The sequence below is a fragment of the Ramlibacter sp. GS1-15 genome (assembly GCF_057785015.1).
On the sequence record NZ_JBYNTU010000001.1, the window covers coordinates 586,544 to 609,583 of the forward strand.

A 23,040-nucleotide genomic window follows, 5' to 3' on the forward strand; every position below is an offset into this window, starting at 1 on the left:
CGTCTTGTCTTCATGCACAGTCCGGCGGATCGCCGCCGGGGTCGTGGCGGCGCTTTGCGCGTGCACGGCCCTGGCCCAGTCCGCGCCTTCTTCCAACACGGCGACATTGCGCCAAGCCGTCGAGGCGGCGTGGCAGCACCGATCCGCCGCGAACGCATCGCAGGATCGCCTGCGGCGCGCGCATGCCTCGGAGGTCGCGGCGCGCAGCTGGTTGCCTGAGGCGCCGGCCCTGGAGCTGGCGGATCGCAGTGACCGTTGGCATGCCAACCGAGGCGCGAACGAGCGCGAGGTCGGCCTGCGGTTGCCGCTGTGGCTGCCCGGCCAGCGCACCGCGCGCATCGCGGCCGCCGATGCGGAATCGGCCTGGGCGGAGGCCACGCAGGCGGCGGACAAGCTCAAGCTCGCAGGCGAGGTGCGCGAACGCGCGTGGGAGCTCGCGGCCGCGCAGGCGCAGCAGCGCCAGGCCGAGATCCAGGCTGCGTCGCTGAAGGCTCTGGCCGACGACACGGCCCGCCGCGTGAAGGCGGGCGAACTCGCGCGCATCGACCAGCTGGACCTGCAGGCCGAGGTGCTCGCCGCGGACGCGCAGCTGCACGAGGCGCGCGCGAAGCTGGCCGCGGCGCAGGCGCAGTGGACCGGGCTCACGGGCCTGTCGGCGTTGCCGGACGCCGCGGAAGCGCCGCGGGATGTGCCGGCCGCCGACCACCCGCTGCTGCGCGTCGCGGAGCTCGCCGTGCAGCGCGCGAGCCGCGCGCTGGAGGACGTGGAGCGCTCATTGCGCGAACCACCGGAGCTCGCGATCGGCCTGCGCCAGGATCGGGTCGAACGCGGCCAGCCGCGGCAGGCCACCGTGATCCTGGGCGTGCGCTGGTCCTTCGGCACCGATGCGCGCAACGGGCCGAAGCGAGCGGCCGCCCTCGGTGAACTCGAGGCGGCGCGTGCCGAGGTCGCGACGCTGCAGCAACAGCTGGGCGCCGAGCGTGCTGCCGCATCGGCATTGCTCGCGGCCGCCGAAGCGCAACTCACCGCGGCGCGGCAACGCGCCGATCTCCTGCAACAACGCGCGACGCTCGTCGACGCGGCCTTCAAGGCCGGCGAAACCGGATTGCCCGAGCGCCTGCGCGCGCGCGCGGCCGCCGCGCAATCCGCCGCGACCGTGGTGCAGCAGCAGGCCGCGGCCGGCCTGGCGCGCGCGCGGCTGAACCAAGCAATGGGAGTTCTTCCATGAACCGGATGTCCTTTCCTCTCGCCATCGTGCTGGCCGCGTTCGCGTGTGCCGCAGCCGCTTCACCCGGCGCGCACGGTCCCAACGGCGAGCATCTCGACGCGGCCGCGCCCACGCCGGCGGCGGCAGCAACCGACCCGCGCCTCGAAACGTTCTCGGAAAGCTTCGAGCTCGTCGCGCGGCTGCACTCCGATGCCCTGGTGGTGGAGCTGGGCCGTTACGCGAACAACGAGCCCGTCGCGAATGCGAGGCTCGACATCGAAAGCGGCGCGGTGAAGGCGCAAGCCGTCTTCGATGCTGCAAGCGGCAGCTACCGCGCAAGTGACCCCGCGCTGCTGCGGTCCCTGCGCGAACCGGGCACGCACGCGTTGATGTTCACCATCAGCGCCGGCCCCGATGCCGACCTGCTCGAGGGCAAGCTGCGTGTCGCGTCCGCTGCGCCCGACAAGGTGCAGGGACTGCCCCCCGCGGCGTGGCCGATGGCCGCTTCCGCCGCCGTCGTTGCGGGTGTCGCACTGTTCGGGCGGCGCCGGAAAGCGAGGCAAGCATGAGGACGCTCGCGATCGCGCTGCTCCTCGTTGCGCCGCTCGTGGCGTCGGCATCGCCCGGCGCTCACGGCCCCAACGGCGAGCACCTCGACGCGCCGACGCAGTCGGCGCGCGGCGACCTCGGTCGCTTGCCCGACGGCAGCGTGAGCGTGCCGATGGCCGCGCAGCGCCGCATGGATATCCGCACGTCGATGCCGGTGGCGAGCGAAGCCGCGGCCAGCATGGAGCTGCCCGGCCGCGTGCTGCTGGACCCGGCGACTGGCGGGCAGGTGCAACCGACGCGGCCCGGCCGCGTTGAAGCCGGCCCGCGCGGGCTGCCGATCGTCGGCCAGCGCGTGAAGCGCGGCGAGGTGCTCGCGTGGGTTCGCTTCGAACCCGAGCCGCACGCGCTGGGCGTGCAGCAGGCGCTGCTCGCCGAGTTGCGCGGCAACCTGAAGGTCGCCGAGCAGCGCGCGCAGCGCCTCGCGAGCCTCGAGGGCAGCGTGCCGCGCAAGGACATCGAGGCCGCGCGTGCGGAAGCCGAGAGCCTGGCCGAGCGCGAGCGCAGCATCGCGGCCAGTCTCGTCGCGCGCGAGGCGCTGCGCTCGCCCGTCGATGGCGCGATCGCGCGCGCCGACGCCGCACTCGGCCAGGTGGTCGCCGCGGGGGCGCCGCTGTTCGAAGTGGTGGATCCCTCGCGTGCGCTGGTGGAAGCCGCCACGGCGGATCCGACGCTGCCGCCGCGCATCGCCGGCGCGCAGCTCAAGGGGCTGCCCGACCTGCCGCTGCAGTGGCAGGGGGCGGGGCGCAGCCTGCGCGAAGGCATGCTGCCGCTCATGCTGCGCGCCCGCGCGCCGCGCGGCGCGACGCTGCCGCTCGCGATCGGGCAGCCGGTCACGGTGATCGCGACGCTCGCGGACAAGACGAAGGGCATGGTGCTGCCCGCCGAAGCGGTGGTGCGCAACGCGGCCAACGAGCCCGTGGTGTGGATCAAGTCCGGTGCCGAGCGCTACATCGCGCAGCCGGTGCGCACGCGCGCGCTCGATGCGCGGCGCGTGGTCGTCACGCAGGGACTGGGCGACGGCAACCGCGTCGTCGTGCAAGGCGCGGCGCTGCTCGCGCAGATCCGCTGAAGGGGCCGCCGATGTTCGATCGCATCGTCCGCGTCAGCCTCTCGCACCGCCTGTTCGTGCTCGCGTTCGCGCTGCTGATGCTCGTGTGGGGCGGCATCGCCGCGCTGCGCACGCCGGTGGACGTGTTCCCCGCGCTCGACAAGCCGCTGGTCACGATCCTCACCGAGGCCGGCGGCATGGCGCCCGAGGAGGTCGAGCAGTTCGTGACCTTTCCGATCGAGACGGCCCTGAACGGCATGCCCGGCGTCACGCGCGTGCGATCGACGTCGGGCATCGGCCTCTCGATCGTCTACGCGGAGTTCGACTGGGGCACGGACGTCTATCGCAACCGCCAGCTCGTGGCCGAGCGCCTGGCGCTGGTGCGCGATCGGCTGCCGGGCGGCATCACGCCGGCGATGGGGCCGGTCTCCTCGATCATGGGCGAGGTGATGCTGATCGCGCTGCCGCTCGGCGAGGGGGCATCGCCGATGCAGGTGCGCGAGTACGCGGACCTGGTGTTGCGCCCGCGGCTGCTCGCGGTGCCCGGCGTGTCGCAGGTGATCCCGATCGGCGGCGAGGTTCGCACGCTGCGGGTCGAGCCCGATCCGCAACGCATGGCGCTGGCCGGCGTCACGCTGTCGCAGGTCCAGGCCGCATTGAACGGCTACGCTGAGAACGCGGGCGGCGGCTTCATCGACCTGAACGGGCGCGAGTACCTGATCCGCCATCTGACGCGCACCGGTCGCCTCGATGACCTGCGGGGCGTTGCGGTTGCGTGGACCGCCGGACGGCCCGTGCTGCTGGAGCAGGTGGCCGACGTGCACTGGGCTGCGGCGATGAAGCGCGGCGACGCGAGTTTCGGCGGGCGGCCCGCCGTGATCGTGAGCGTGCAGAAACAGCCGGAGGCCGACACCGTGCGTGTCTCGCGCGACATCGACGCCGCGCTGGGCGAGCTGCGCCGCGGCCTGCCGGCCGGCATGGGTGCGCCCGAGGTGCTGTTCCGCCAGGCCGAGTTCATCCGCGCTTCGATCGACAACGTCGCCGAAGCGCTGCGCGAAGGCGCGGTGATGGTGGCCGTCGTGCTGTTCGCCTTTCTGCTGTCGGCGCGCACGACGCTGATCTCGCTGATCGCGATCCCGCTGTCGATGGCGGCGGCCTTCCTGGTGTTCCGCGCCATGGGGCAGTCGATCAACGTGATGACGATGGGCGGCCTCGCGATCGCGATCGGCGAGCTGGTCGACGACGCGGTGGTCGACGTCGAGAACATCGTGCGGCGGCTCAAGCAGAACTGCATCGCGGCCGTGCCGCTGCCGGTGCTCGAAGTGGTGCGCCGTGCGAGCGTGGAGGTGCGCTCGGGCATCGTGTACGCCACCGTCATCGTGGTGCTGGTGTTCGTGCCTCTGTTCGCGCTGCCGGGCATCGAAGGGCGCCTGTTCGCGCCGCTGGGCGTCGCGTACATCGTGTCCGTCCTGGCCTCGATGGCGGTGTCGATGACCGTGACGCCGGTGCTGGCGAGCTGGCTGCTGCCGCGCACCAAGACCTTGGAGCACGGCGACAGTCCGTTGGTCGCGTGGCTCAAGCGCCAGGACGAGCGGCTGCTGGCCTGGTCGTTCCCGCGCGCGAAGCCCCTTCTCGCCGCGGCCGCGGTGGCCGTCGTGGTGGCCGCGGCGAGCGTGCCGTTCTTTCCCCGCGCTTTCCTGCCGGCGTTCAACGAGGGCTCGCTCGTGCTGGGCATGTTGATGGCCCCGGGCACGTCGCTCGCCGAAGCCAATCGCATCGGCAGCACGGCCGAACGGCTGATCGCCGAAGTGCCGGAGGTCGTGCACGTCGGCCGGCGCACGGGCCGCGCCGAGCTCGACGAGCACGCGGAAGGTGTGCACGCGTCCGAGATCGACGTGGCCCTCAAGCCCTCGTCGCGCAATCGCGAGCAGGTGATGGCCGATATCCGCCAGCGCCTTGCGGTGCTGCCGGCGCAGGTTGCAATCGGCCAGCCGATCGCGCACCGGCTCGATCACCTGCTGTCGGGCGTGCGCGCGCAGATCGCGCTGAAGATCTACGGCGACGATGTCGATGCGCTGCGCGGCCTGGCGGAGCAACTGCGCGGGCGGCTCGCGACGATCCCCGGCCTGGTCGACCTCACCGTGGAAAAGCAGGTGCTGGTGCCGCAGATCGCGGTGCGCATCGACCACCGCAAGGCCGCGCAGGCGGGGCTCGCACCCGGCGAGGCGATCCGGCTGCTGAAGGCCCTGACCGATGGCGCGCACGGCGCCGAGGTGGCCGAGGGCCAGCGCCGCTACGACCTCGTGCTGCGCTTGCCCGACGACCGGCGCGGCCCGCAGGACCTCGCCGCGACGCTGATCGACACGCCGGCCGGTCGCCTGCCGGTGTCGGCGATCGCGACGGTGGAGGAGACCGACGGGCCCAACCAGATCGGCCGCGAGAACTCGCGCCGCCGCATCGTCGTGTACGCCAACACGGACGGCTCCGACATGAGCGCGATCGTCGCGCGCATCCGCGAGGCGATCGCCGCGGAGCCGTTGCCTGGGGGCTACTTCGTGAGCCTCGAAGGCCAGTTCCAGGCGCAGGAGCAGGCCGCGCGCCTGATCGCGGCGCTGTCGCTGGTGTCGCTCGCGCTGATCTTCCTCGTGCTCTATTCGCGTTACCGGTCGGCGGTGCTCGCGGCGCTGATCATGGCGAACATCCCGCTCGCGCTGATCGGCTCGGTGATCGCGATGTGGCTCGCCGGCGTGAGCCTCTCGGTGGCCTCGATGGTGGGCTTCATCACGCTCGCCGGCATCGCCACGCGCAACGGCATCCTCAAGATCAGCCACTACGTCAACCTGTGCCGCCACGAGGGCGAGACCTTCGGCGTGCCGATGATCGTGCGCGGCTCCATCGAGCGGCTCACGCCCGTGCTGATGACGGCACTGGTCGCCGCCTTCGCACTCACGCCGCTGCTGCTCGCGCCCGACGCGCCGGGCAAGGAGATCCTGCACCCGGTCGCGGTGGTGATCTTCGGCGGCCTCATCAGTTCCACGTTGCTCGACACGCTGCTCACGCCCCTGGCGTATGCGGCGGTGGGGCGCCGTGCCACCGAAAGCCTCGTGCACGGAGGGCCCACCGATGCCCTTTGATGCACGGCTCGCCCAGGGAGAGAAACCCTCGCCGCTTTGCCCCGTGGTGCGCATGACGACGCGATTCGTACAAGACGCCGTCGCCGCCGCGAAAGACATTGCATTCCATCCAACTCAGAGGAGCTACAGCTCGCCATGTCCACGACCCATCGCTTCCGACCGGCCCTGATCCCCGCAGCGGCGTGCCTGCTTTGCAGCTCGCTCGCCTGGGCGCAGCAGGGCCCCACCACGCTCGACACCGTCAACGTCACCGTTACCAAGCAGCCCTATCGCAACCTGTCGGCCACCGGCGCCACGAAGAACGACTCGCTGATCCGCGACCTGCCGATGAGCGTGCGCGTGATCGACGCGGAGGTGCTCAAGGACGCCGGCGTGTCCGACCTGGCCGGCGCGCTGGACCTGTCCAGCGGCGTCTCGCACGCGAACAACTTCGGCGGGCTGTGGAACAGCTACGCGATGCGGGGCTTCACCGGTGACCCGAACTTCGGGTCCGACTACATGGTCAACGGCTTCAATTCGAGCCGCGGCTACAACGGCATGCGTGACGGCCAGAACACGCAGAGCGTGGAAGTGCTCAAGGGCCCGTCGTCCGCGCTGTACGGCCGCGGCGAGCCGGGCGGCACCGTCAACATCACGACCAAGAAGCCGCTGTTCCAGCCGCGCTACGAGATCGACCTGTCCGCCGGCAGCTTCAGCACGTACCGCACCGCCGTGGACCTCACGGGCCCGATCGGCGAGCAGTTCGCCTGGCGCCTCAACGCCGCCTTCGAGGACGCGCACAGCTTCCGCGACACCGTGAAGCAGAAGCACTACCTGCTCGCGCCCTCGTTCCTGTGGATGATCTCGCCCGAGACCACGCTGTCCTACGAGGTCGAAGCGATCAAGCAGAAGACGCCGCTGGACCGCGGCGTGGTCGCGGTCAACGGCCAGCTCGGTCTGGTGCCGGTGTCGCGCTTCCTCGGCGAGCCGGGCGACGGGCCGATCACCATCGAGTCGCTCGGCCACCAGGTGTTCCTGCAGCACGATTTCAACGAGACCTGGTCGCTGCAGACCGGCGTGAGCTATCGTGACAGCTCGCTCAAGGGCACCGCCACCGAGGCGTGGACGCTGCAGCCGGACAACCGCACGCTGCGACGCCAGCGCCGCGAGCGCGATCTGGAGGCCACCGACACGTCGGGCCGGCTCGAGCTGCTCGGCAACAAGCTGAAGACCGGCTCCATCGTTCACAACGCGCTGGTGGGCGTCGATGCCTACGCCTTCGACGACAAGCGCCTGCAGCTGCGCGGCCGATCGGCGGCCACGCCCTACACGATCGACATCTACGAGCCGGTCTACGGCGTGTCGGTGGCGCCGGCGATGAAGCCGATCACCAACACGTTCGAGAAGCAGCGCTCGCACGCGGTCTACGCGCAGGACCAGATCGAGTTCTCGGCGCGATGGAAGGCGCTGCTCGGATTGCGCTACGACAGCTACGACCAGGACGTGGACGACCGGCTGCTCGCGCGCTCGACTTCGCAGAAGCTGAGCGCCTCGAGCCCGCGCGCCGGCCTGGTCTTCCAGCCGGACAAGACGCTGTCGTTCTACGCGACCGCGGCCAAGGGCTTCCGCCCGAACAGCGGCATCAGCTTCTCCGGCGCGGCGTTCCCGGCGGAAACGAGCCGCTCCTACGAGGTCGGCGGCAAGTGGGACTCGGTCGACGACAAGATGAGCGCGACGGTCGCGCTCTTCAGCATCACCAAGGAGAACGTGCTCACGCCCGACCCGAGGGACCCGAACAACTACTCCATCGCGGTGGGCGAGGTCAAGAGCAAGGGACTGGAGTTCGACTTCTCCGGCGAGGTCGCGCGCAACCTGCGGCTGTCGGCCTCCTACGCCTACACCGACGCGCGCGTGACGAAGAGCAATCCCGCGGCCGTGAACACCGGCCTCGCGGAAGGGCGCTTCTTCCCGAACGTGCCGCGCAGCAGCGCCAACCTGTTCGGCATCTACAGCTTCGCCGCGCCGGTGCGCGGGACGCTGTCGGTGGGCGGCGGCATCGCCTATGTCGGCGCGCGCCTGGGTTCGGTGGACGTGAACGACAGCTTCACGCTGCCCGCCTACACGGTGGTGAAGTTCGTCTCCGCCTGGCAAGTGGACAAGCACACGCGCGTGAGCTTCAACGTGGACAACGTCTTCAACAAGGCCTACTACGTGAACTCGTACAGCCAGCTGTGGGTGGCGCCCGGCTCGCCGCGCAAGTACACGCTCGGCCTGAACTATCGCTTCTGACGCGGGCAGGACCATGTCATCCGCCGTCCCGCTCACGCCGACCCCTGCGTTCACCGCGGCCCAGGCCGGCATGCCGGCCGCCTCGGCGCATCGCACGCGCATCACGTCGATCGACGCGCTGCGCGGCCTCGTCATGCTGATCATGGCGATCGACCACGTGCGCGAGACGCTGTACCTGCACCTGCAGGTCGGCGACCCGATGGACGTGGCCGCCACGCCGCCGCAGGTGTTCTTCTCGCGGCTGGCGGCGCACTTCTGCGCACCCGTGTTCGTGTTCCTCACCGGACTGGGTGCGTGGCTGTACGCGAATCCGCCGGGCGGCACGCCGAAGCCGGTGCGCGAGTTCCTGCTCAAGCGCGGCTTGCTGCTGCTGGTGCTGGAGGTGACGGTGGTGAGCTTCGCCTGGACGGGTGACTTCCCGCTGAAGGTGATCTACCTGCAGGTGATCTGGGCGATCGGCATCGCGATGATCGTGCTGGCCTTCGCGTCGGCGCTGCCTGGGCGTCTCATCGCCACCATCGCGCTGGTGATCGTGTTCGGTCACAACGCACTGGCCGGCATCAACCTGCCGCCCGGCCATCCGCTGTACCTCCCGTGGACGCTGCTGCTGCATCGCGGCTGGGCCGTGCAGGACGCGGCGGTGAGGGTGCGCCTGACGTACCCGGTACTGCCGTGGGTGGGCGTGATTTTCCTGGGCTGGGTCGCGGGCCCGCTGTTCGGCGCCGGGTTCGACGCGCGGCGGCGACGGCGCGTGCTCGTCGCGCTCGGCCTGGGCTGCTGGACGCTGCTGGCGGTGCTGCGCGGCTTCAACATCTACGGCGAGAACGCGCCGTGGGTGCCGGGCAGCGACGCCGTGCACACGGTGATGTCCTTCCTGAACTTCACCAAGTACCCGCCGTCGCTCGACTTCCTGCTGATGACGCTGGGCGCGGGCACGCTCGTCCTCGCGGCGCTCGAGCGCGTCGACAACGCGGCGACGCGCGTCGCGAGCACCTTCGGCGGCGCGCCGATGTTCTATTACCTCCTGCACCTGTACGTGCTGATGATCGGCTACAGGATCCTGCTGGCCGTGTTCGGCCCCAACCAGGGCACCCGCTTCGGCGTGGCGCCCGATCACTTCTGGGTGGTGTGGCTCGTCACCGCGCTGCTCGTCCCCGCGCTGTACTTCCCGTGCCGCGCCTTCGCCCGCTACAAGCGCCGCAGCTCGCGCGCCTGGGTGCGCTATTTCTGACCGAAGGAGTCGTCCATGAAACCCAACCATCTCTTCGCACGCATCGGCGTGGCCGCCGCCATCGCCTGCGCCTCGACGACGGCCGCCGCCGCCGACAGTCCCTATGGCCTGAGGGCGCTGTGGACCGGCAGCGACATCGTCGCCCGCACGGTGCTCGTGATCCTGCTGATCATGAGCGTGGGCAGCTGGTACGTGATGATCACCAAGCTGATCGAGCAGACCCGCATGAATCGCCAGGCCCGCGGGGTCGAGGGCGTGTGGCAGGCACCCAGCATCGCGCACGGCGCCGGCCTGCTCGACACCGGCAGCCCGTTCCGCTTCATCGCGGATGCCGGCGTGGCGGCGGTGAGCCGGCACAGCGGCGTGCTCGCGCACGTCGACCTGAACGAATGGCTGATGGTGAGCCTGCACCGCGCCACCGACCGCGTGCAAAGCCGCATGCAGCGCGGCCTCGCGTTCCTCGCGACGGTGGGATCGGTGTCGCCCTTCGTCGGCCTGTTCGGCACCGTGTGGGGCATCTATCACGCGCTCACCGCCATCGGCGTGGCCGGGCAGGCGAGCATCGACAAGGTCGCCGGCCCGGTGGGCGAGGCGCTGATCATGACGGCGATCGGCCTCGCGGTCGCGGTGCCCGCGGTGCTGGGCTACAACTGGCTCGTTCGCCGCAACAAGGGCGTGATGGACGAAGTGCGCGCCTTCGGCAACGAGCTGCATCCCGCGCTGCTCGCGTCCGTGAAGGTGGCGTGATGGCGATGGCCATCGGCACGGACGACGGCGAGGAAGACGCCGTCATGTCCGCCATCAACACCACGCCGCTGGTCGACGTCATGCTGGTGATGCTCATCATCTTCCTGATCACGATCCCGGTGGTGACCACCTCGATCCCGGTGGAGCTGCCCAAGCAGGCGGTCGAGGTTCGCGAGACGAAGCCGGAGAACATCGTGCTGTCGGTCGACGCCGCCGGCGCGATCTACTGGTACGACGCGCGCATGCCCGACACGCGCGCGCTCACCGAGCGGCTCAAGCGCGCCGCCACCATGCAGCCGCAGCCCGAGGTGCAGGTGCGCGGCGACGGACACGCCGACTACGAAGGCGTGGGCCGCGTGCTTTACGCGTGCCAGCTGGCCGGCATCGCCAAGGTGTCGTTCATCACCGAGCCGCCGGCCGGCGGCTGAGAAAGGAGGCCGCCATGGCCATGAGCACGGGAAGCCCCGCGAACGGGGATGCCGAGGTGATGGTGGACATCAACACCACGCCGCTGATCGACGTGATGCTGGTGCTGCTGATCATGCTGATCATCACCATTCCGATCCAGCTGCACGCCGTCAACCTGAACCTGCCGGTCGGCGCGCCGCCGGCCAGCAACGTGAAGCCCGAGGTCGCGCAGATCGACATCGACGAGCGCAGCACGCTGTACTGGCAGGGCGTGGCGCTGTCCGGCCTGGGCGAGCTGGAGACGCGGCTGCGCGAGCTGACGCAGCTGCAGGCCCCGCCGGACGTGCACCTGCGCCCGAACAAGCGGGCGAAGTACGAGGTCGTGGCCGCGGTGCTCGCGAGCACCAAGCGCCTGGGCCTGACCAAAGTGGCCGTGATCGGCAGCGAGCAGTTCGTGGAGTAGCAGGCGATGAGCACGATCAGGTATCAGGACTTCGATCCCGGCCGGCACGGCGGGCGCCGCGTGGGCGTCGGTGTGGTCGTCGGGATCCACCTCATCATCGGATGGGGCCTGGCGTCCGGGCTCGGCAGCGAGATGGTCGCCGCGGTGAAGAAGCCGCTGGAAGCCGTGGTGCTGCAGGAAGTGGTGTTGCCGCCGCCTCCACCGCCGCCGCCCAAGCCGCCGGAGCCGCCCAAGCAGGTGGTGCAGCAGACGGCGCCGCCGCCGCCCGTCGTTCCGCCGGTGGAGTCGCCGGTGCAGCCGAGCGTCGACGCGCCGGTGGTGCAGTCCTCGGCCACGCCACCCACCGCGCCGGTGCCCATCGCACCACCCGCTCCCGCGCCCGCACCCGCGAGAATCGACATCGCGATCGCCTGCCCGACGCAGGCCAAGCCCGAGGTGCCGGCCAAAGCCCTCCGCGACGGCGTCTCGGGCACCGTGCACGCGCAGGCCACCATCGTCGGCGGGGTGGTGAGCGCGGTGGAGATCGTCTCGGGCCCGCGCGTGTTCCACGCGGCCGTGCGCGAGGCGATGCAGAAGTACCGCTGCACGGCCCCCGACGGCACGGTGGCGATGCAGGCATTCGAGTTCCGGGTGCAGTGAGAACGACGACAGTGACAGCAATGAAGATTCGCACCACAGCCCTGCTCGCTGGCCTCCTGGCCGCGCCGGTGATGCTCGCGCACGCCGCGTTGATCGACGAGATCCAGGTCTACACCGACGACATCAATGCGCCGGGGCAGTTCGGCCTCGAGATGCACGTCAACGCCACGCCGAAGGGACGCGCCACCCCGGACTATCCGGGCGAAGTGGTGCCCCATCGCGGCGTGCGCGTCACGCCCGAGTTCTCGTACGGGCTCGCGCCCGACTGGGAGGCGGGCCTGTACCTGCCGGCGAGCCGCGACGCGAACGGCAACACCGAGCTCGCCGGCGCGAAGGTGCGCCTCAAGTGGCTGCCGGTGAAGCCGGCCGAAGGCGAGGCCGGCTGGTTCTTCGGCGCGAACGGCGAGCTGTCGCGGCTGAAGAAGCGCTTCTCGGAGTCGCGCACCAGCGCGGAACTGCGGCTCATGAGCGGCTGGCGCAACCCGGATTGGCTGATCGCGCTGAACCCGGTGTTCGGCTGGAACCTGTCCGACGGCTTGCGCAGCAGCACAGCGGACCTCTCGCTCGGCACGAAGATCGCGCGCACGGTGGCGCACGACGTCTCGGTCGGCATCGAGTATTACGCCGATGCGGGCACGACCTCGCGCCCGACGCTGCAGGGTCAGGCGCAGACGCTGTACGGCGCGATCGACGCCGAGTTCGGCGGCTGGTCCATCAACTTCGGCATCGGGCGTGGACTCACCCGAGCCGCCGACAGGCTGACGGTGAAGACGATCGTCGGCGTGCCGTTCTGAGCCCCCAAGGTCGCCGCAAGCGGCGCCCGGCCCCCCAAAGGGGGCGCAAGGAAACTTGGGGCGGCCCGGCGTTTCCTTGAGAACTACCAGGGCCAGGCCGCGCGCGTACCGAGCCCTTGCGCCTGCGCCTTCGCGAAAACCAGCTTCGCGACGGTCAGGTCCTGCAAGGCGAGACCGGTCATGTCGAACACGGTGATGTCGGTGTCGTCGCGCGCGAACGGCGTCTTGCCGAGCAGCAACTCACCGAGTTCCACGCACGGTGTGTCGCGCGCCCACTGCAGCTCGCCGAGCTGAAGTGCCTGCTCGCGGTCGTCCACCACCAGCCGCACGCGTTGCAGCAGGCCCGGCGGCAATTCGCGCTTGCCCGCGGTGTCGGCGCCCACGCAGTTCAGGTGCGTGCCGGGGCGCACGGCCGAAGGGTCGAACAGCGGACCGCCGCCGGGCGTGGCGGTGATCACGACATCGCTTTCCGACACGGCCTCGTTCGCATCGTGCGCACAGCGGATCTCGCACCGGCTCGCGAACATGGATTCGAACGCCGCGTCGGGCTGGCGGTCGGACGACACGTAGCGCACGGATGACAGGCGCGGCAGCGTGCGCAGCGCGAAGCGAAGCTGCGAGCGCGCCTGCACGCCGGTGCCGAAGACCGTGAGGCGGGCGCTGTCCTGCCGCGCCAGCGTCCGCAGTCCCAAGCCTCCCGCCGCGCCCGTGCGCACTGTCGTGATCGCGTTGCCGTCGATCACGCACAGCGGCCGCCCGGTGGCCGGGTCGAACAGCAGGATCGTTGCCTGGTGCGGCTCGCCGCCGCATTGGCGGTTGTTCGGCCAGAAACCGGCCGCCTTGAATCCGAGCAGGCCTTGCGACGGGACGTCGCCGGATTTGATGCCGAAGATTCCGCCGGTGGAAAGCTTTTCGCGCACCACGGGAAACACGCGTCCTTCGCGCCGGCCGTGCAGCAGGAAGGCTTCGCACACCGCTTCGGTCACGTCGTCGGGTGTCAAGAGTTCTTCGACCGCGTCCTTGTCGAGCAGCAGCAAGGTGGCGTCACTTCGCATGGGCTGTCCTTTCGAGCGCGAGCCGCGCCACCGCGACGAGCCAGCGCACCCCGCCGGCCAGCGCGTCGTCGTTGAAATCGTAGGCGGGGTGGTGCAGCGGCATGTTCCCCGCATTGCGCGCCTGGCCGAGCCACAGGTAGGCGCCGGGCCGCTGCTGCAGCATGAAGGCGAAATCCTCCGACGTGAAGGCGGGGGCGGGCGCGACCACCGCTTCCAGGCCCGCTCGTCGAGCGGCTTCGAGCGCGATCTGCGCTTCGGCCGGGGTGTTCACGGTGGCCGGGTAGTAGCGCAGGTACCGCACTTCGATGCTGGTGCCGCTGCCGCGCGCGACGCCTTCGGCGATGTCGCGAACGGCGTTCTCGATCGTGTCCTGCACCTTCGCATCGAAGCCGCGCACGGTGCCGGTCAGCTCGACAGCGGAAGGCAGCACGTTGTGCGATTGGCCGCCGCTGATGCGCGTGACCGAGAGCACCGCGTTCTCGGTCGGCGGGACGCGGCGCGAGACGATGGTGTGCAGCTGCGAGACCAGTTCCGCCGCGGCAAGCACCGCATCCGGCGTCTGGTGCGGCAAGGCCGCGTGCGCGCCTTTGCCGCGCACGACGATGTCGAAGCGATCGGCCGCGGCCATGATGGCGCCGGGCCGCGTGGCGGCAACGCCCACGGGCAGGTCGGGCCAGTTGTGCAAGGCGTAGACCGATTCGCAGGGGAAGCGCTCGAACAGGCCCTGCTTGACCATCTCGCGTGCGCCGCCGCGCCCTTCTTCGGCCGGCTGAAAGATGAAGGCGACGGCGCCGTCGAAGTCGCGCGTGCGCGCAAGCTGGCGTGCCGCGCCGAGCAGCATGGTGGTGTGGCCGTCGTGGCCGCACGCGTGGTGCACGCCCGCATGCCGGCTGACGTGAGGGCGCTCGCCTTGTTCGAGGATCGGCAGCGCGTCCATGTCGGCGCGCAGGCCCACCATGCGCGCCGACGTGCCGCTGCTGAGCACACCGACGACGCCCGTGCCGGCGATGCCCGCGTGCACTTCCATCCCGAGCTCTCGCAGCGCGTCGGCCACGAGGCGCGATGTGCGGCGTTCCTCGAAGGCCATCTCGGGGTGGGCATGCAGGTCGCGCCGGAAGGCGACCAGATCGGGCAGGAGGTCGGCGATGTCGCCGCGGGCGCTTGTGGAGGTCATCTGGGGCACCATCCTCGCCGCGCGTGCACCAGCAACGCTAGGACGAACTTGCCGGGGTGCATCCCCCGTGCACCACGCCGCAGACCATGCCGCTGCCCCTGCCCAAAACCGCAGTTTTGACCAATCGCCGCCACGCGATCGCGACACAAGATTCGCCGGCCGGTGCTCCAATGCCTAGACGCACAGGCCTCAACAGGAGACAGACATGGGACACGACAAGCAACTCGCCGGCATGGTCAGCCCCGAGGAGAGCACCCGCATCATGGGCGCGCTCCAGCGCGGCGCGAACCGGCGCGACGTACTCGCCATGCTCACCGCCGCCGGCATGCAGGCCGCGCTCGCGGGCAGCATCGCGGGCGCGGCCGTCAGAGTGCAAGCTGCGACGCCGCGCAAGGGCGGCCGCATCAAGGTCGCGGGCGCGGCATCCGGCGTGAACGACACGCTGGATCCGGCCAAGCAGTCCAACTACACCGACTACGCGCGCGGTTTCATGTTCTACAACGGCCTCACCTGGCTGGACGGCAGCCTCACGCCCCAGCCCTCGCTGGCCGAGGAGTTCAGCACCAAGGACGCGAAGACCTGGGTGTTCAAGCTGCGCAAGGGCGTCACCTTCCACGACGGCAAGCCGCTCGCGCCGGCCGACGTGGTGTTCTCGCTGATGCGCCACAAGAACCCGGCCACCGGCTCCAAGGCCAAGGTCCTGGCCGACCAGATCGAGGAGGTGACGGCGTCCGGCCCCAACGAGGTGACGATCCGCCTGGTCGCGTCCAACGCCGACCTGCCGGCGATCCTGGGCACGTACCACTTCCACATCGTCAAGGACGGCACCACCGACTTCAACGCCGGCATCGGCACCGGCCCGTTCAAGGTCAAGGAGTTCAAGCCCGGCGTGCGCTCCATCGCCGTGCGCAACGACAACTACTGGAAGCCCGGGCGTCCTTACCTGGACGAGATCGAGTACGTGGGCATTGCCGACGAGCCCGCGCGCGTCAACGCACTGCTGGCGGGCGAGCTGGACCTCATCGGCACCGTCAACCCGCGCTCGATCGACCGCATCAACGGCAGCGGCAAGGCGGCCATTTTCGAGACCAGGGGCGTGTCGTACACCGACCTGATCATGCGGCGCGACAGCGGCCCCGGCACCAACCCCGACTTCGTGATGGCGATGAAGCTGCTGTTCAACCGCGAGCAGATGCTCAAGTCCATCCAGCTGGGCCACGGCGTGGTGGCCAACGACCAGCCCATCGCCCCCGCCAACCGCTTCTTCTTCAAGGGCCTGCCGCAGCGTCCGTATGACATCGACAAGGCCAAGTGGCACCTGAAGAGGGCCAACCTGGGCGGCGCTGCCATTCCGGTGGTGGCTTCGCCCGCCGCGACCAGCTCCGTGGAGATGGCGCTGGTGCTGCAGTACGCGGCGCGGCAGGCCGGGCTGAGCCTGGATGTGCGCAACATGCCCGCCGACGGCTACTGGTCGCAGCACTGGATGAAGCACCCGGTCAGCTTCGGCAACATCAACGCGCGCCCGACGGCCGACCTGGCGCTGACGCTGTTCTTCAAGTCCGACTCCGCGACCAACGAGGCTGGCTGGAAGAACGAGAAGTTCGACCAGCTGCTCGTGGCCGCGCGCGGTGAAACGGACGCGACCAAGCGCGCGCAGATGTACGCCGACATGCAGACCATGATCAACAATGACGGCGGCGTCGGCATCCCGATGTTCCTGTCGAGCCTGGACGGCCACACCCTGAAGCTCAAGGGCCTGCAGCCGATCCCGCTGGGCGGCATGATGGGCTCCAACTTCGCCGAAAACGTGTGGCTCGAGGCATGATCGCGTGAACTCCACCATCCTCAAACTCGTGGCGGGCCGGATCGCTTCCGGCCTCGCCTCGCTGCTGGCGGTGTCGGCGATGGTGTTCGCCATCACCGCCGTGCTGCCCGGCGACGCGGCCGAAGAAAGGCTGGGGCAGGACGCCACGCCCGACGCGGTGGCGGCGCTGCGCAAGGAGATGGGCCTGGACCGCAGCCCGGTGCTGCGCTATTTCGACTGGCTGGGCGGCATGGCCCGCGGCGACGCGGGCAAGTCGGTGGTGACCGGCATGCCGGTGGGCGAGGCCGTGGGCAGCCGCCTGCCGGCCTCGCTGCTGCTGGCGGGCGTGACGACGGCCTTCGCGGTACCGCTGGCCCTGGGCCTGGGCATCCTGTGCGCGCTGCGGCGCGGCTCCGCTTTCGACCGCTTCACGAGCATGGCGACGGTGGCCGTGGTGTCGGTGCCGGAGTTCCTGGTGGCCACGCTGGCGGTGCTGGTGTTCGCGGTGCAGCTCAAATGGCTGCCCGCGCTCTCGAACGCGCCGGACATCTCCTCGCCCGCCGAGATGCTGCGATCGTTCGCGCTGCCGGTGCTCAGCCTGGGCAGCGTGATCGTGGCGCAGATGCTGCGCATGACGCGCGCCGCCGTCATCGACCAGCTGGCCGCGGCCTACATCGAGATGGTCATGCTCAAGGGCGCGAGCGAAGCGCGCACCGTGCTGTTCCACGCGCTGCCCAACGCCATCGGCCCCATCGCCAACGCAGTGGCGCTGAGCCTGTCGTACCTGCTGGGCGGCGTGATCATCGTCGAGGTGATCTTCAATTACCCGGGCATCGCCAAGCTCATGGTGGACGCCGTCGCGCAGCGGGACATGCCGCTGGTGCAGGCCTGCGCCATGATCTTCTGCGCCGCCTACCTGATCCTGGTGATGCTGGCCGACGTGTGCGGCATCGTCGCCAACCCGCGCCTGAGGCACCAATGAGCGTCGCAACCCTCGTTCGTTCGACGGCCGCGACACGGCGCCGCGGCTGGCTCGCCGGCTGGTCGCGCACCGGCAAGCTCGGCCTGGCGGTGCTGGCCTTCTGGGTGGCCGTGGCGATCTACGCCGGCTTCCTGCCCGACAGCGCGCTCGGCGAGATGTCCGACGCCGGCGTGTTCCAGGGCATGAGTGCGCAGCACTGGCTGGGCACCGACTACCTGGGCCGCGACATGCTCACGCGCATCGTCGCGGGCACGCCGTACACCCTCGGCGTGGCCTTCGCCGCGACGCTGATCGCCTGCGGCGTGGGCGCGGTGCTCGGCTTGCTGGCAGCGGTCACCGGCGGCGCGTTCGACGCCGCGCTCAGCCGGGCGCTCGACGCGCTGGTGTCGATCCCGAGCAAGATGTTCGCGCTGGTGGTGATCGCCGGCTTCGGCTCCTCGGTCCCGCTGCTGATCGCGGTGGCCGCCATCGTGTACACGCCGGGTGCCTACCGCATCGTCCGCTCGCTGGCCGTCAACATCAACGCGATGGACTTCGTGGTGGTGGCGCGCGCCCGCGGCGAGCGGCGCGGCTACATCATGCGGCGCGAGATCCTGCCCAACATCATGGGGCCCGTGCTGGCCGACCTGGGCCTGCGCTTCGTCTACGCGCTGCGCCTGCTCGCGAGCCTGAGCTTCCTCGGCCTCGGCGTGCAGCCGCCGATGGCGGACTGGGGCTCCCTCGTCCGTGAGAACCTGGGCGTACTGCCCATGGGCGGGGTGTCGGTGCTCGCCCCGGTGCTCGCCATCGCCGTGCTCACGATCGCCGTGAACATGGTCATCGACAACCTGCCGGGCCACGCCGACGCCGACCGGGAGACGCACTGATGGGCGCGACTGTCCTCGTGAACGAACTGCGCATCGTCGCGCAGGCCGCCGGCGGGGCGGAGACGACGATCGTGAAGGACGTCTCCTTCCGCATCGAGCCCGGCGAAGTGCTGGCCCTGATCGGCGAGTCGGGATCCGGCAAGACGACGATCGGCCTCGCGCTGATGGGCTACACGCGCCGTGGCTGCCGCATCGCCGGCGGCGCCGTGCGCATCGGCGACACCGACGTGCTCGGGCTGCCGGACGCCGAACGGCGCGCATTGCGCGGGCGGCGCGTCTCCTACGTCGCGCAAAGTGCCGCGGCCTCGTTCAACCCGTCGCGGACCATCATGGACCAGGTGGTCGAGACCGCGCACATCCACTCGCTGATGCCGCGTGCCCAGGCCGAGAAAAAGGCCGTGCAGCTTTTCCGCGAACTGGCCTTGCCGCATCCGGAGACGATCGGGCAGCGCTACCCGCACCAGGTCTCGGGCGGCCAGCTGCAACGGCTCATGGCCGCGATGGCGCTCATGAGCGATCCGGACCTCGTGATCTTCGACGAGCCGACGACGGCGCTCGACGTGACGACACAGATCGAAGTGCTGCACGCGTTCCGCCGCGTGGTGCGCGAGCGCCGCACGACCGCGGTCTACGTGACGCACGACCTCGCCGTGGTGGCGCAGATGGCCGACCGCATCCTGGTGCTGCGCGACGGCGCGCAGCGCGAGATCGGCGCCACGACGCAGATCATCTCCTGCGCGCAGGACGAGTACACACGCAGCCTCATCGCCGCGGCAAAGCCGAAGCCGCGCAGCGGCGAGGTGGTCGCCGAGGGCGCGAAGCCCTTGCTCGAAGTGCGCCAGCTCGTCGCCGGCTACGGGCCCTTGGACAAGCACGGCAGGCCGACCGCGCCGGTGCTCGACGATGTGAGCCTGAAGCTGCATCGCGGCCAGGCGATCGGCGTGATCGGCGAATCGGGATCGGGCAAGACGACGCTGGCGCGCGTGGTCGCCGGCCTGATCGGTCCGGCCGGAGGACAGGTGCTGTTCGACGGCAAGCCGCTGCCAGGACTCGTCGAGCAGCGTACGCAGGAGGAGCTGCGGCGCATCCAGATCGTGTTCCAGATGGCGGACACCGCTCTGAACCCCTCGCACACGATCGCGGACATCCTCGCGCGGCCGCTGCAGCTGTATCGCGGGCTCAAGGGCGACGCGCTCGACAAGCGCATCGCACAGCTGCTGGATCTGGTGCAGCTGCCGCAGGCCTGCGCGCGCCGCTTGCCGGCGGGCCTGTCCGGCGGCCAGAAGCAGCGCGTGAACCTGGCGCGAGCATTGGCCGCGGAGCCGGACGTGATCCTGTGCGACGAGGTCACGTCCGCGCTGGACACCGTGGTCGGCGCCGCGATCCTCGACCTGCTCGCGCAGCTGCGCAAGGAACTGGGCCTGGCCTACATGTTCATCAGCCACGACCTGAACACGGTGCGCGCCGTGTGCGACGACATCGTCGTGCTCTATGCGGGCCAGAAGGTCGAGTCCCTGAGCCGCTCGACCTTCGGCCATGCCGCGCGCCATCCGTACTTCCACTTGCTGGCGACATCGGTGCCCGAGCTGCGGCCGGGTTGGCTGGACGCAGTCGGCGCCGCGTGCCGCGCGCCGTTGCCACTCGTCGCCGCACCCGCCGAGCGCGCGGGGCTGTGCAGCTTCCTGGACCGCTGCCCGCTGCGCGTCGCCGGGCAGTGCGACACGCGCACGCCGCCGCGCCGCATGCTCGAAGGCGGCGTGGAGGTGTTCTGCCATCGCAGCGGCGCCGACCTGCTGGCGCTGCAGGGCAGCGCCGCAGCGCAAGAACACGCAGCCTGACGCACTCATCACTGAATCGACCGAACGAATGGAAACACTGACCTACATCGCGGGCCGCTGGCAAGCGGCCCAGGACGGGCGCGAGTTCGACGTCCGCAACCCGGCGGACGAGAGCCTCATCGCGCGAGTCGCCGACGGCGGCGCCGCCGACGCGCGGCTCGCGGCCGATGCCGCGGCGCAGGCGCTGGCCGCCTGGAAGGCGCGCACCCCGCGCGATCGCTGCCAGGTGCTGAAGAAGTGGCACGCATTGATCGAACGCGACGGGGAGCTGCTCGCCGAACTGATCTCGCGCGAGCAGGGCAAGCCGCTGGGCGAAGCGCGCGGCGAGATCGCCTACGCCAATGGCTACGTCGAATGGTTCGCGGAAGAGGGCGTGCGCGCTTACGGCGAAATCGTTCCAGCGCCGGTATCGTCTCGCCGCCTGATGGTGGTGAAGGAGGCGGTGGGCGTCGTCGCCGTCATCACGCCGTGGAATTTCCCGGCCGCGATGATCGCGCGCAAGATCGCGCCCGCGCTCGCTGCCGGCTGTACGGTGGTGGCCAAGCCTGCCGAGGACACACCGCTCACTTCGCTGGCGCTCGTGGAGCTGGCGGAAGAAGCCGGCGTGCCGGCCGGCGTCCTGAACATCGTTCCCGCTTCGCGCGAGCGCACGCCGGAAGTGGCCGCTGAATGGCTCGCGGATGCGCGCGTGCGCAAGGTGAGTTTCACCGGCAGCACCGCCGTCGGCAAGCTGCTCGCGCGCGAATCGGCGGCGACGCTCAAGAAGCTGTCGCTGGAGCTCGGCGGCAACGCACCGTTCATCGTCTTCGAGGACGCGGACATCGCGTCCGCGGTCGAAGGCCTCCTGGCCGCGAAGTTCCGCAACGGCGGCCAGACCTGCGTGAGCCCCAACCGCGTGTACGTGCACGATGCCGTGCACGATCGCTTCGTCGACAAGCTCGCGTCGCGCGTGGGCGCGTTGCGCGTCGGGCCGGCGAGCTGGCCGCAGGCGGAGATCGGGCCCATGATCAACGCGCGCGCCGTCGAGAAGATCGAGCGCCATGTGAACGACGCGCTGGCTCATGGTGCAAAGGTCGTCGTGGGCGGCCATCGCATTCGCAATGACGTCGCGGACGGGCCCAACTACTATGCGCCGACGGTGCTCACCGGCGCGACGAAGGAGATGGCGCTCTCCTGCGAGGAAACCTTCGGGCCGGTCGTGCCGGTGTTCCGGTTCGGCACCGAAGATGAAGTCATCCGCGAAGCCAACGACACGCCCTTCGGCCTGGCCGGCTACTTCTACTCGAACGACATCCAGCGCGTCTGGCGTGTGGCCGCCGCGCTCGAGACCGGGATGGTCGGCATCAACGAGGGCGCGATCGCTGCGCCTGCCGCGCCCTTCGGCGGCGTGAAGGAGTCGGGCTACGGCCGCGAAGGGTCGCACTGGGGGCTGGACGAGTACCTGCACACGAAGTACTTGTGCCAGGGCAACCTCGCATGAAGGTGCTGGTCCTGGGTGCCGGCGTGATCGGCACCACCACGGCGTATTACCTCGCCCGCGCCGGCCATGAAGTCACGGTGCTCGACCGCCAGGCGGGCCCGGCGCAGGAGACGAGCTTTGCCAACGCGGGCCAAGTGTCGCCCGGGTACGCGGCGCCGTGGGCCGCACCGGGTGTGCCGCTGAAGGCCTTGCGCTGGATGTTCCAGAAGCACGCTCCATTGGCGATCGGCCTGGACGGGACGTGGGAGCAGCTGCGGTGGATGTGGCACATGCTGCGCAACTGCAGTCCCGAACGCTACGCGACCAACAAGGAGCGCATGGTCCGGCTTGCGCAATACAGCCGCGATTGCCTCGCGCAGCTGCGTCAGGACACGGGGCTGCGCTACGAGGGACGCCAGGGCGGAACCCTGCAGGTCTTTCGCCACGCCGCGCAGCTCGACGCGGTGGGGAAGGACGTCGACGTGTTGTCCGCGGCCGGCGTGCCGTTCGAACTCATGGCGGCTGGAGAACTCGCGCGTGCGGAGCCGGCGATCGCAACGGCGCCGCTGGTGGGTGGGCTTCGCTTGCCGGGCGACGAAACGGGTGACTGCCATTTGTTCACCGCTCGCCTTGCGCAACTCGCGCAGCGCATGGGCGTTCGATTCGCGTTCGGGGAATGCGTCGAACGCATCGAAGTACGCGCGGGCCGCGTGACCGGCATCGCCGGAAGCACGCGACTGCACACCGCAGACGCCTACGTCATGGCGCTCGGCGCGTACTCGACACGCATGCTCTGCGGCATCGTGCGACTGCCTGTCTATCCGGTGAAGGGCTATTCGATCACGCTGCCGATCGCCGATGCGGCACGCGCGCCGCAGTCGACGGTGCTCGACGAAACCTACAAGATCGCGATCACGCGCTTCGACCGCCGCATCCGCGTCGGCGGCATGGCAGAGCTGCGCGGCTTCGACCAGCGCCTGGACACCCGGCGGCGCGAGACGCTGCATCTGTGCGTGAACGACTTGTTCCCCGGCGCAGCCCACGCCGGTGTCGGCACGTTCTGGACCGGCCTTCGACCCATGACACCCGATGGCACACCCCTCGTGGGTCGCACGCCCGTTCCCAACCTGTACCTCAACACCGGCCATGGCACGCTGGGCTGGACGATGGCGTGCGGTTCGGCTCGCCTGCTGTCCGATGTGATCAGCGGCCGTCCGCCGGAAATCCGCTGCGACGACCTGTCGGTGCAGCGCTATGCGGGCGTCGCGCCGCGCCGCTGGACGGGCGCGCCGGATCCGGCCGCCACGTGCTGAA

19 protein-coding genes are annotated in these 23,040 nt (G+C 70.2%); 17 read left to right on the forward strand and 2 right to left on the reverse strand.

Features of this window, described 5'->3' with window-relative positions:
* Positions 1 to 4 precede the first annotated feature (4 nt).
* The 11 genes from AC3EF3_RS02960 (at position 5) to AC3EF3_RS03010 (ending at position 12,548) form a co-directional block, all read left to right on the forward strand.
* The gene (locus tag AC3EF3_RS02960) at positions 5 to 1,228 is read left to right on the forward strand and encodes a TolC family protein (protein ID WP_488530665.1); all 1,224 of its coding nucleotides are present in this window, start codon (positions 5 to 7) and stop codon (positions 1,226 to 1,228) included.
* A 5-nt stretch (positions 1,229 to 1,233) separates the two neighbouring features.
* A complete protein-coding gene (locus AC3EF3_RS02965) occupies positions 1,234 to 1,776 on the forward strand; it encodes a hypothetical protein (protein ID WP_488530666.1) in 543 nt (180 codons plus the stop codon).
* A complete protein-coding gene (locus AC3EF3_RS02970; RefSeq protein WP_488530667.1) occupies positions 1,773 to 2,885 on the forward strand; it encodes an efflux RND transporter periplasmic adaptor subunit in 1,113 nt (370 codons plus the stop codon). Before AC3EF3_RS02965 ends, AC3EF3_RS02970 begins: the two co-directional genes overlap by 4 nt.
* A gap of 11 nt (positions 2,886 to 2,896) precedes the next feature.
* A complete protein-coding gene (locus tag AC3EF3_RS02975; protein WP_488530668.1) occupies positions 2,897 to 5,998 on the forward strand; it encodes an efflux RND transporter permease subunit in 3,102 nt (1,033 codons plus the stop codon).
* A gap of 135 nt (positions 5,999 to 6,133) precedes the next feature.
* Complete coding sequence (locus AC3EF3_RS02980) at positions 6,134 to 8,266, forward strand: TonB-dependent siderophore receptor (RefSeq protein ID WP_488530669.1); 2,133 nt, start codon at positions 6,134 to 6,136, stop codon at positions 8,264 to 8,266.
* A gap of 13 nt (positions 8,267 to 8,279) precedes the next feature.
* Positions 8,280 to 9,497, forward strand: coding sequence for an acetyltransferase domain-containing protein (locus AC3EF3_RS02985; protein ID WP_488530670.1), 1,218 nt, complete (start codon positions 8,280 to 8,282; stop codon positions 9,495 to 9,497).
* A 15-nt stretch (positions 9,498 to 9,512) separates the two neighbouring features.
* A complete protein-coding gene (locus AC3EF3_RS02990; RefSeq protein WP_488530671.1) occupies positions 9,513 to 10,244 on the forward strand; it encodes a MotA/TolQ/ExbB proton channel family protein in 732 nt (243 codons plus the stop codon).
* A complete protein-coding gene (locus tag AC3EF3_RS02995) occupies positions 10,244 to 10,672 on the forward strand; it encodes an ExbD/TolR family protein (protein ID WP_488530672.1) in 429 nt (142 codons plus the stop codon). Before AC3EF3_RS02990 ends, AC3EF3_RS02995 begins: the two co-directional genes overlap by 1 nt.
* Positions 10,673 to 10,692: 20 nt before the next feature.
* Positions 10,693 to 11,115 carry an ExbD/TolR family protein gene (locus AC3EF3_RS03000; RefSeq protein ID WP_488530673.1) on the forward strand — a complete coding sequence of 141 codons (423 nt, stop codon included), beginning with the start codon at positions 10,693 to 10,695 and terminating at the stop codon, positions 11,113 to 11,115.
* Positions 11,116 to 11,121: 6 nt separating this feature from the next.
* On the forward strand, positions 11,122 to 11,754 hold the full coding sequence (locus tag AC3EF3_RS03005) for an energy transducer TonB (protein WP_488530674.1): 633 nt from the start codon (positions 11,122 to 11,124) through the stop codon (positions 11,752 to 11,754).
* A gap of 20 nt (positions 11,755 to 11,774) precedes the next feature.
* Complete coding sequence (locus tag AC3EF3_RS03010; protein WP_488530675.1) at positions 11,775 to 12,548, forward strand: hypothetical protein; 774 nt, start codon at positions 11,775 to 11,777, stop codon at positions 12,546 to 12,548.
* Positions 12,549 to 12,631: 83 nt separating this feature from the next.
* Here the strand turns inward: AC3EF3_RS03010 and AC3EF3_RS03015 are convergent, their stop codons facing one another.
* Both AC3EF3_RS03015 and AC3EF3_RS03020 read right to left on the reverse strand, forming a co-directional pair.
* Complete coding sequence (locus AC3EF3_RS03015) at positions 12,632 to 13,603, reverse strand: ornithine cyclodeaminase family protein (RefSeq protein WP_488530676.1); 972 nt, start codon at positions 13,601 to 13,603, stop codon at positions 12,632 to 12,634.
* The gene (locus AC3EF3_RS03020) at positions 13,593 to 14,777 is read right to left on the reverse strand and encodes a M20 aminoacylase family protein (RefSeq protein ID WP_488530677.1); all 1,185 of its coding nucleotides are present in this window, start codon (positions 14,775 to 14,777) and stop codon (positions 13,593 to 13,595) included. The genes AC3EF3_RS03015 and AC3EF3_RS03020 overlap by 11 nt, the downstream gene beginning before the upstream one ends.
* 205 nt (positions 14,778 to 14,982) lie before the next feature.
* Here AC3EF3_RS03020 and AC3EF3_RS03025 point away from each other — a divergent pair, with 205 nt between their 5' ends.
* Genes AC3EF3_RS03025 through AC3EF3_RS03050 form a run of 6 tightly spaced genes read left to right on the forward strand, consistent with a single transcriptional unit; the run spans position 14,983 to position 23,039 of the window.
* The gene (locus AC3EF3_RS03025; protein ID WP_488530678.1) at positions 14,983 to 16,602 is read left to right on the forward strand and encodes an ABC transporter substrate-binding protein; all 1,620 of its coding nucleotides are present in this window, start codon (positions 14,983 to 14,985) and stop codon (positions 16,600 to 16,602) included.
* Positions 16,603 to 16,606: 4 nt separating this feature from the next.
* Positions 16,607 to 17,563: an ABC transporter permease gene (locus tag AC3EF3_RS03030; RefSeq protein WP_488530679.1), complete on the forward strand. Its 957-nt coding sequence runs from the start codon at positions 16,607 to 16,609 to the stop codon at positions 17,561 to 17,563.
* Entirely contained in the window at positions 17,560 to 18,429 is an 870-nt protein-coding gene (locus AC3EF3_RS03035; RefSeq protein WP_488530680.1) for an ABC transporter permease, read from the forward strand. The genes AC3EF3_RS03030 and AC3EF3_RS03035 overlap by 4 nt, the downstream gene beginning before the upstream one ends.
* Positions 18,429 to 20,267, forward strand: a complete 1,839-nt coding sequence (locus tag AC3EF3_RS03040; protein ID WP_488530681.1) for an ABC transporter ATP-binding protein — start codon at positions 18,429 to 18,431, stop codon at positions 20,265 to 20,267. The genes AC3EF3_RS03035 and AC3EF3_RS03040 overlap by 1 nt, the downstream gene beginning before the upstream one ends.
* 28 nt (positions 20,268 to 20,295) lie before the next feature.
* Entirely contained in the window at positions 20,296 to 21,747 is a 1,452-nt protein-coding gene (locus tag AC3EF3_RS03045) for an NAD-dependent succinate-semialdehyde dehydrogenase (protein ID WP_488530682.1), read from the forward strand.
* On the forward strand, positions 21,744 to 23,039 hold the full coding sequence (locus AC3EF3_RS03050; RefSeq protein ID WP_488530683.1) for a D-amino acid dehydrogenase: 1,296 nt from the start codon (positions 21,744 to 21,746) through the stop codon (positions 23,037 to 23,039). The genes AC3EF3_RS03045 and AC3EF3_RS03050 overlap by 4 nt, the downstream gene beginning before the upstream one ends.
* The last annotated feature ends 1 nt before the right edge of the window (position 23,040 follow it).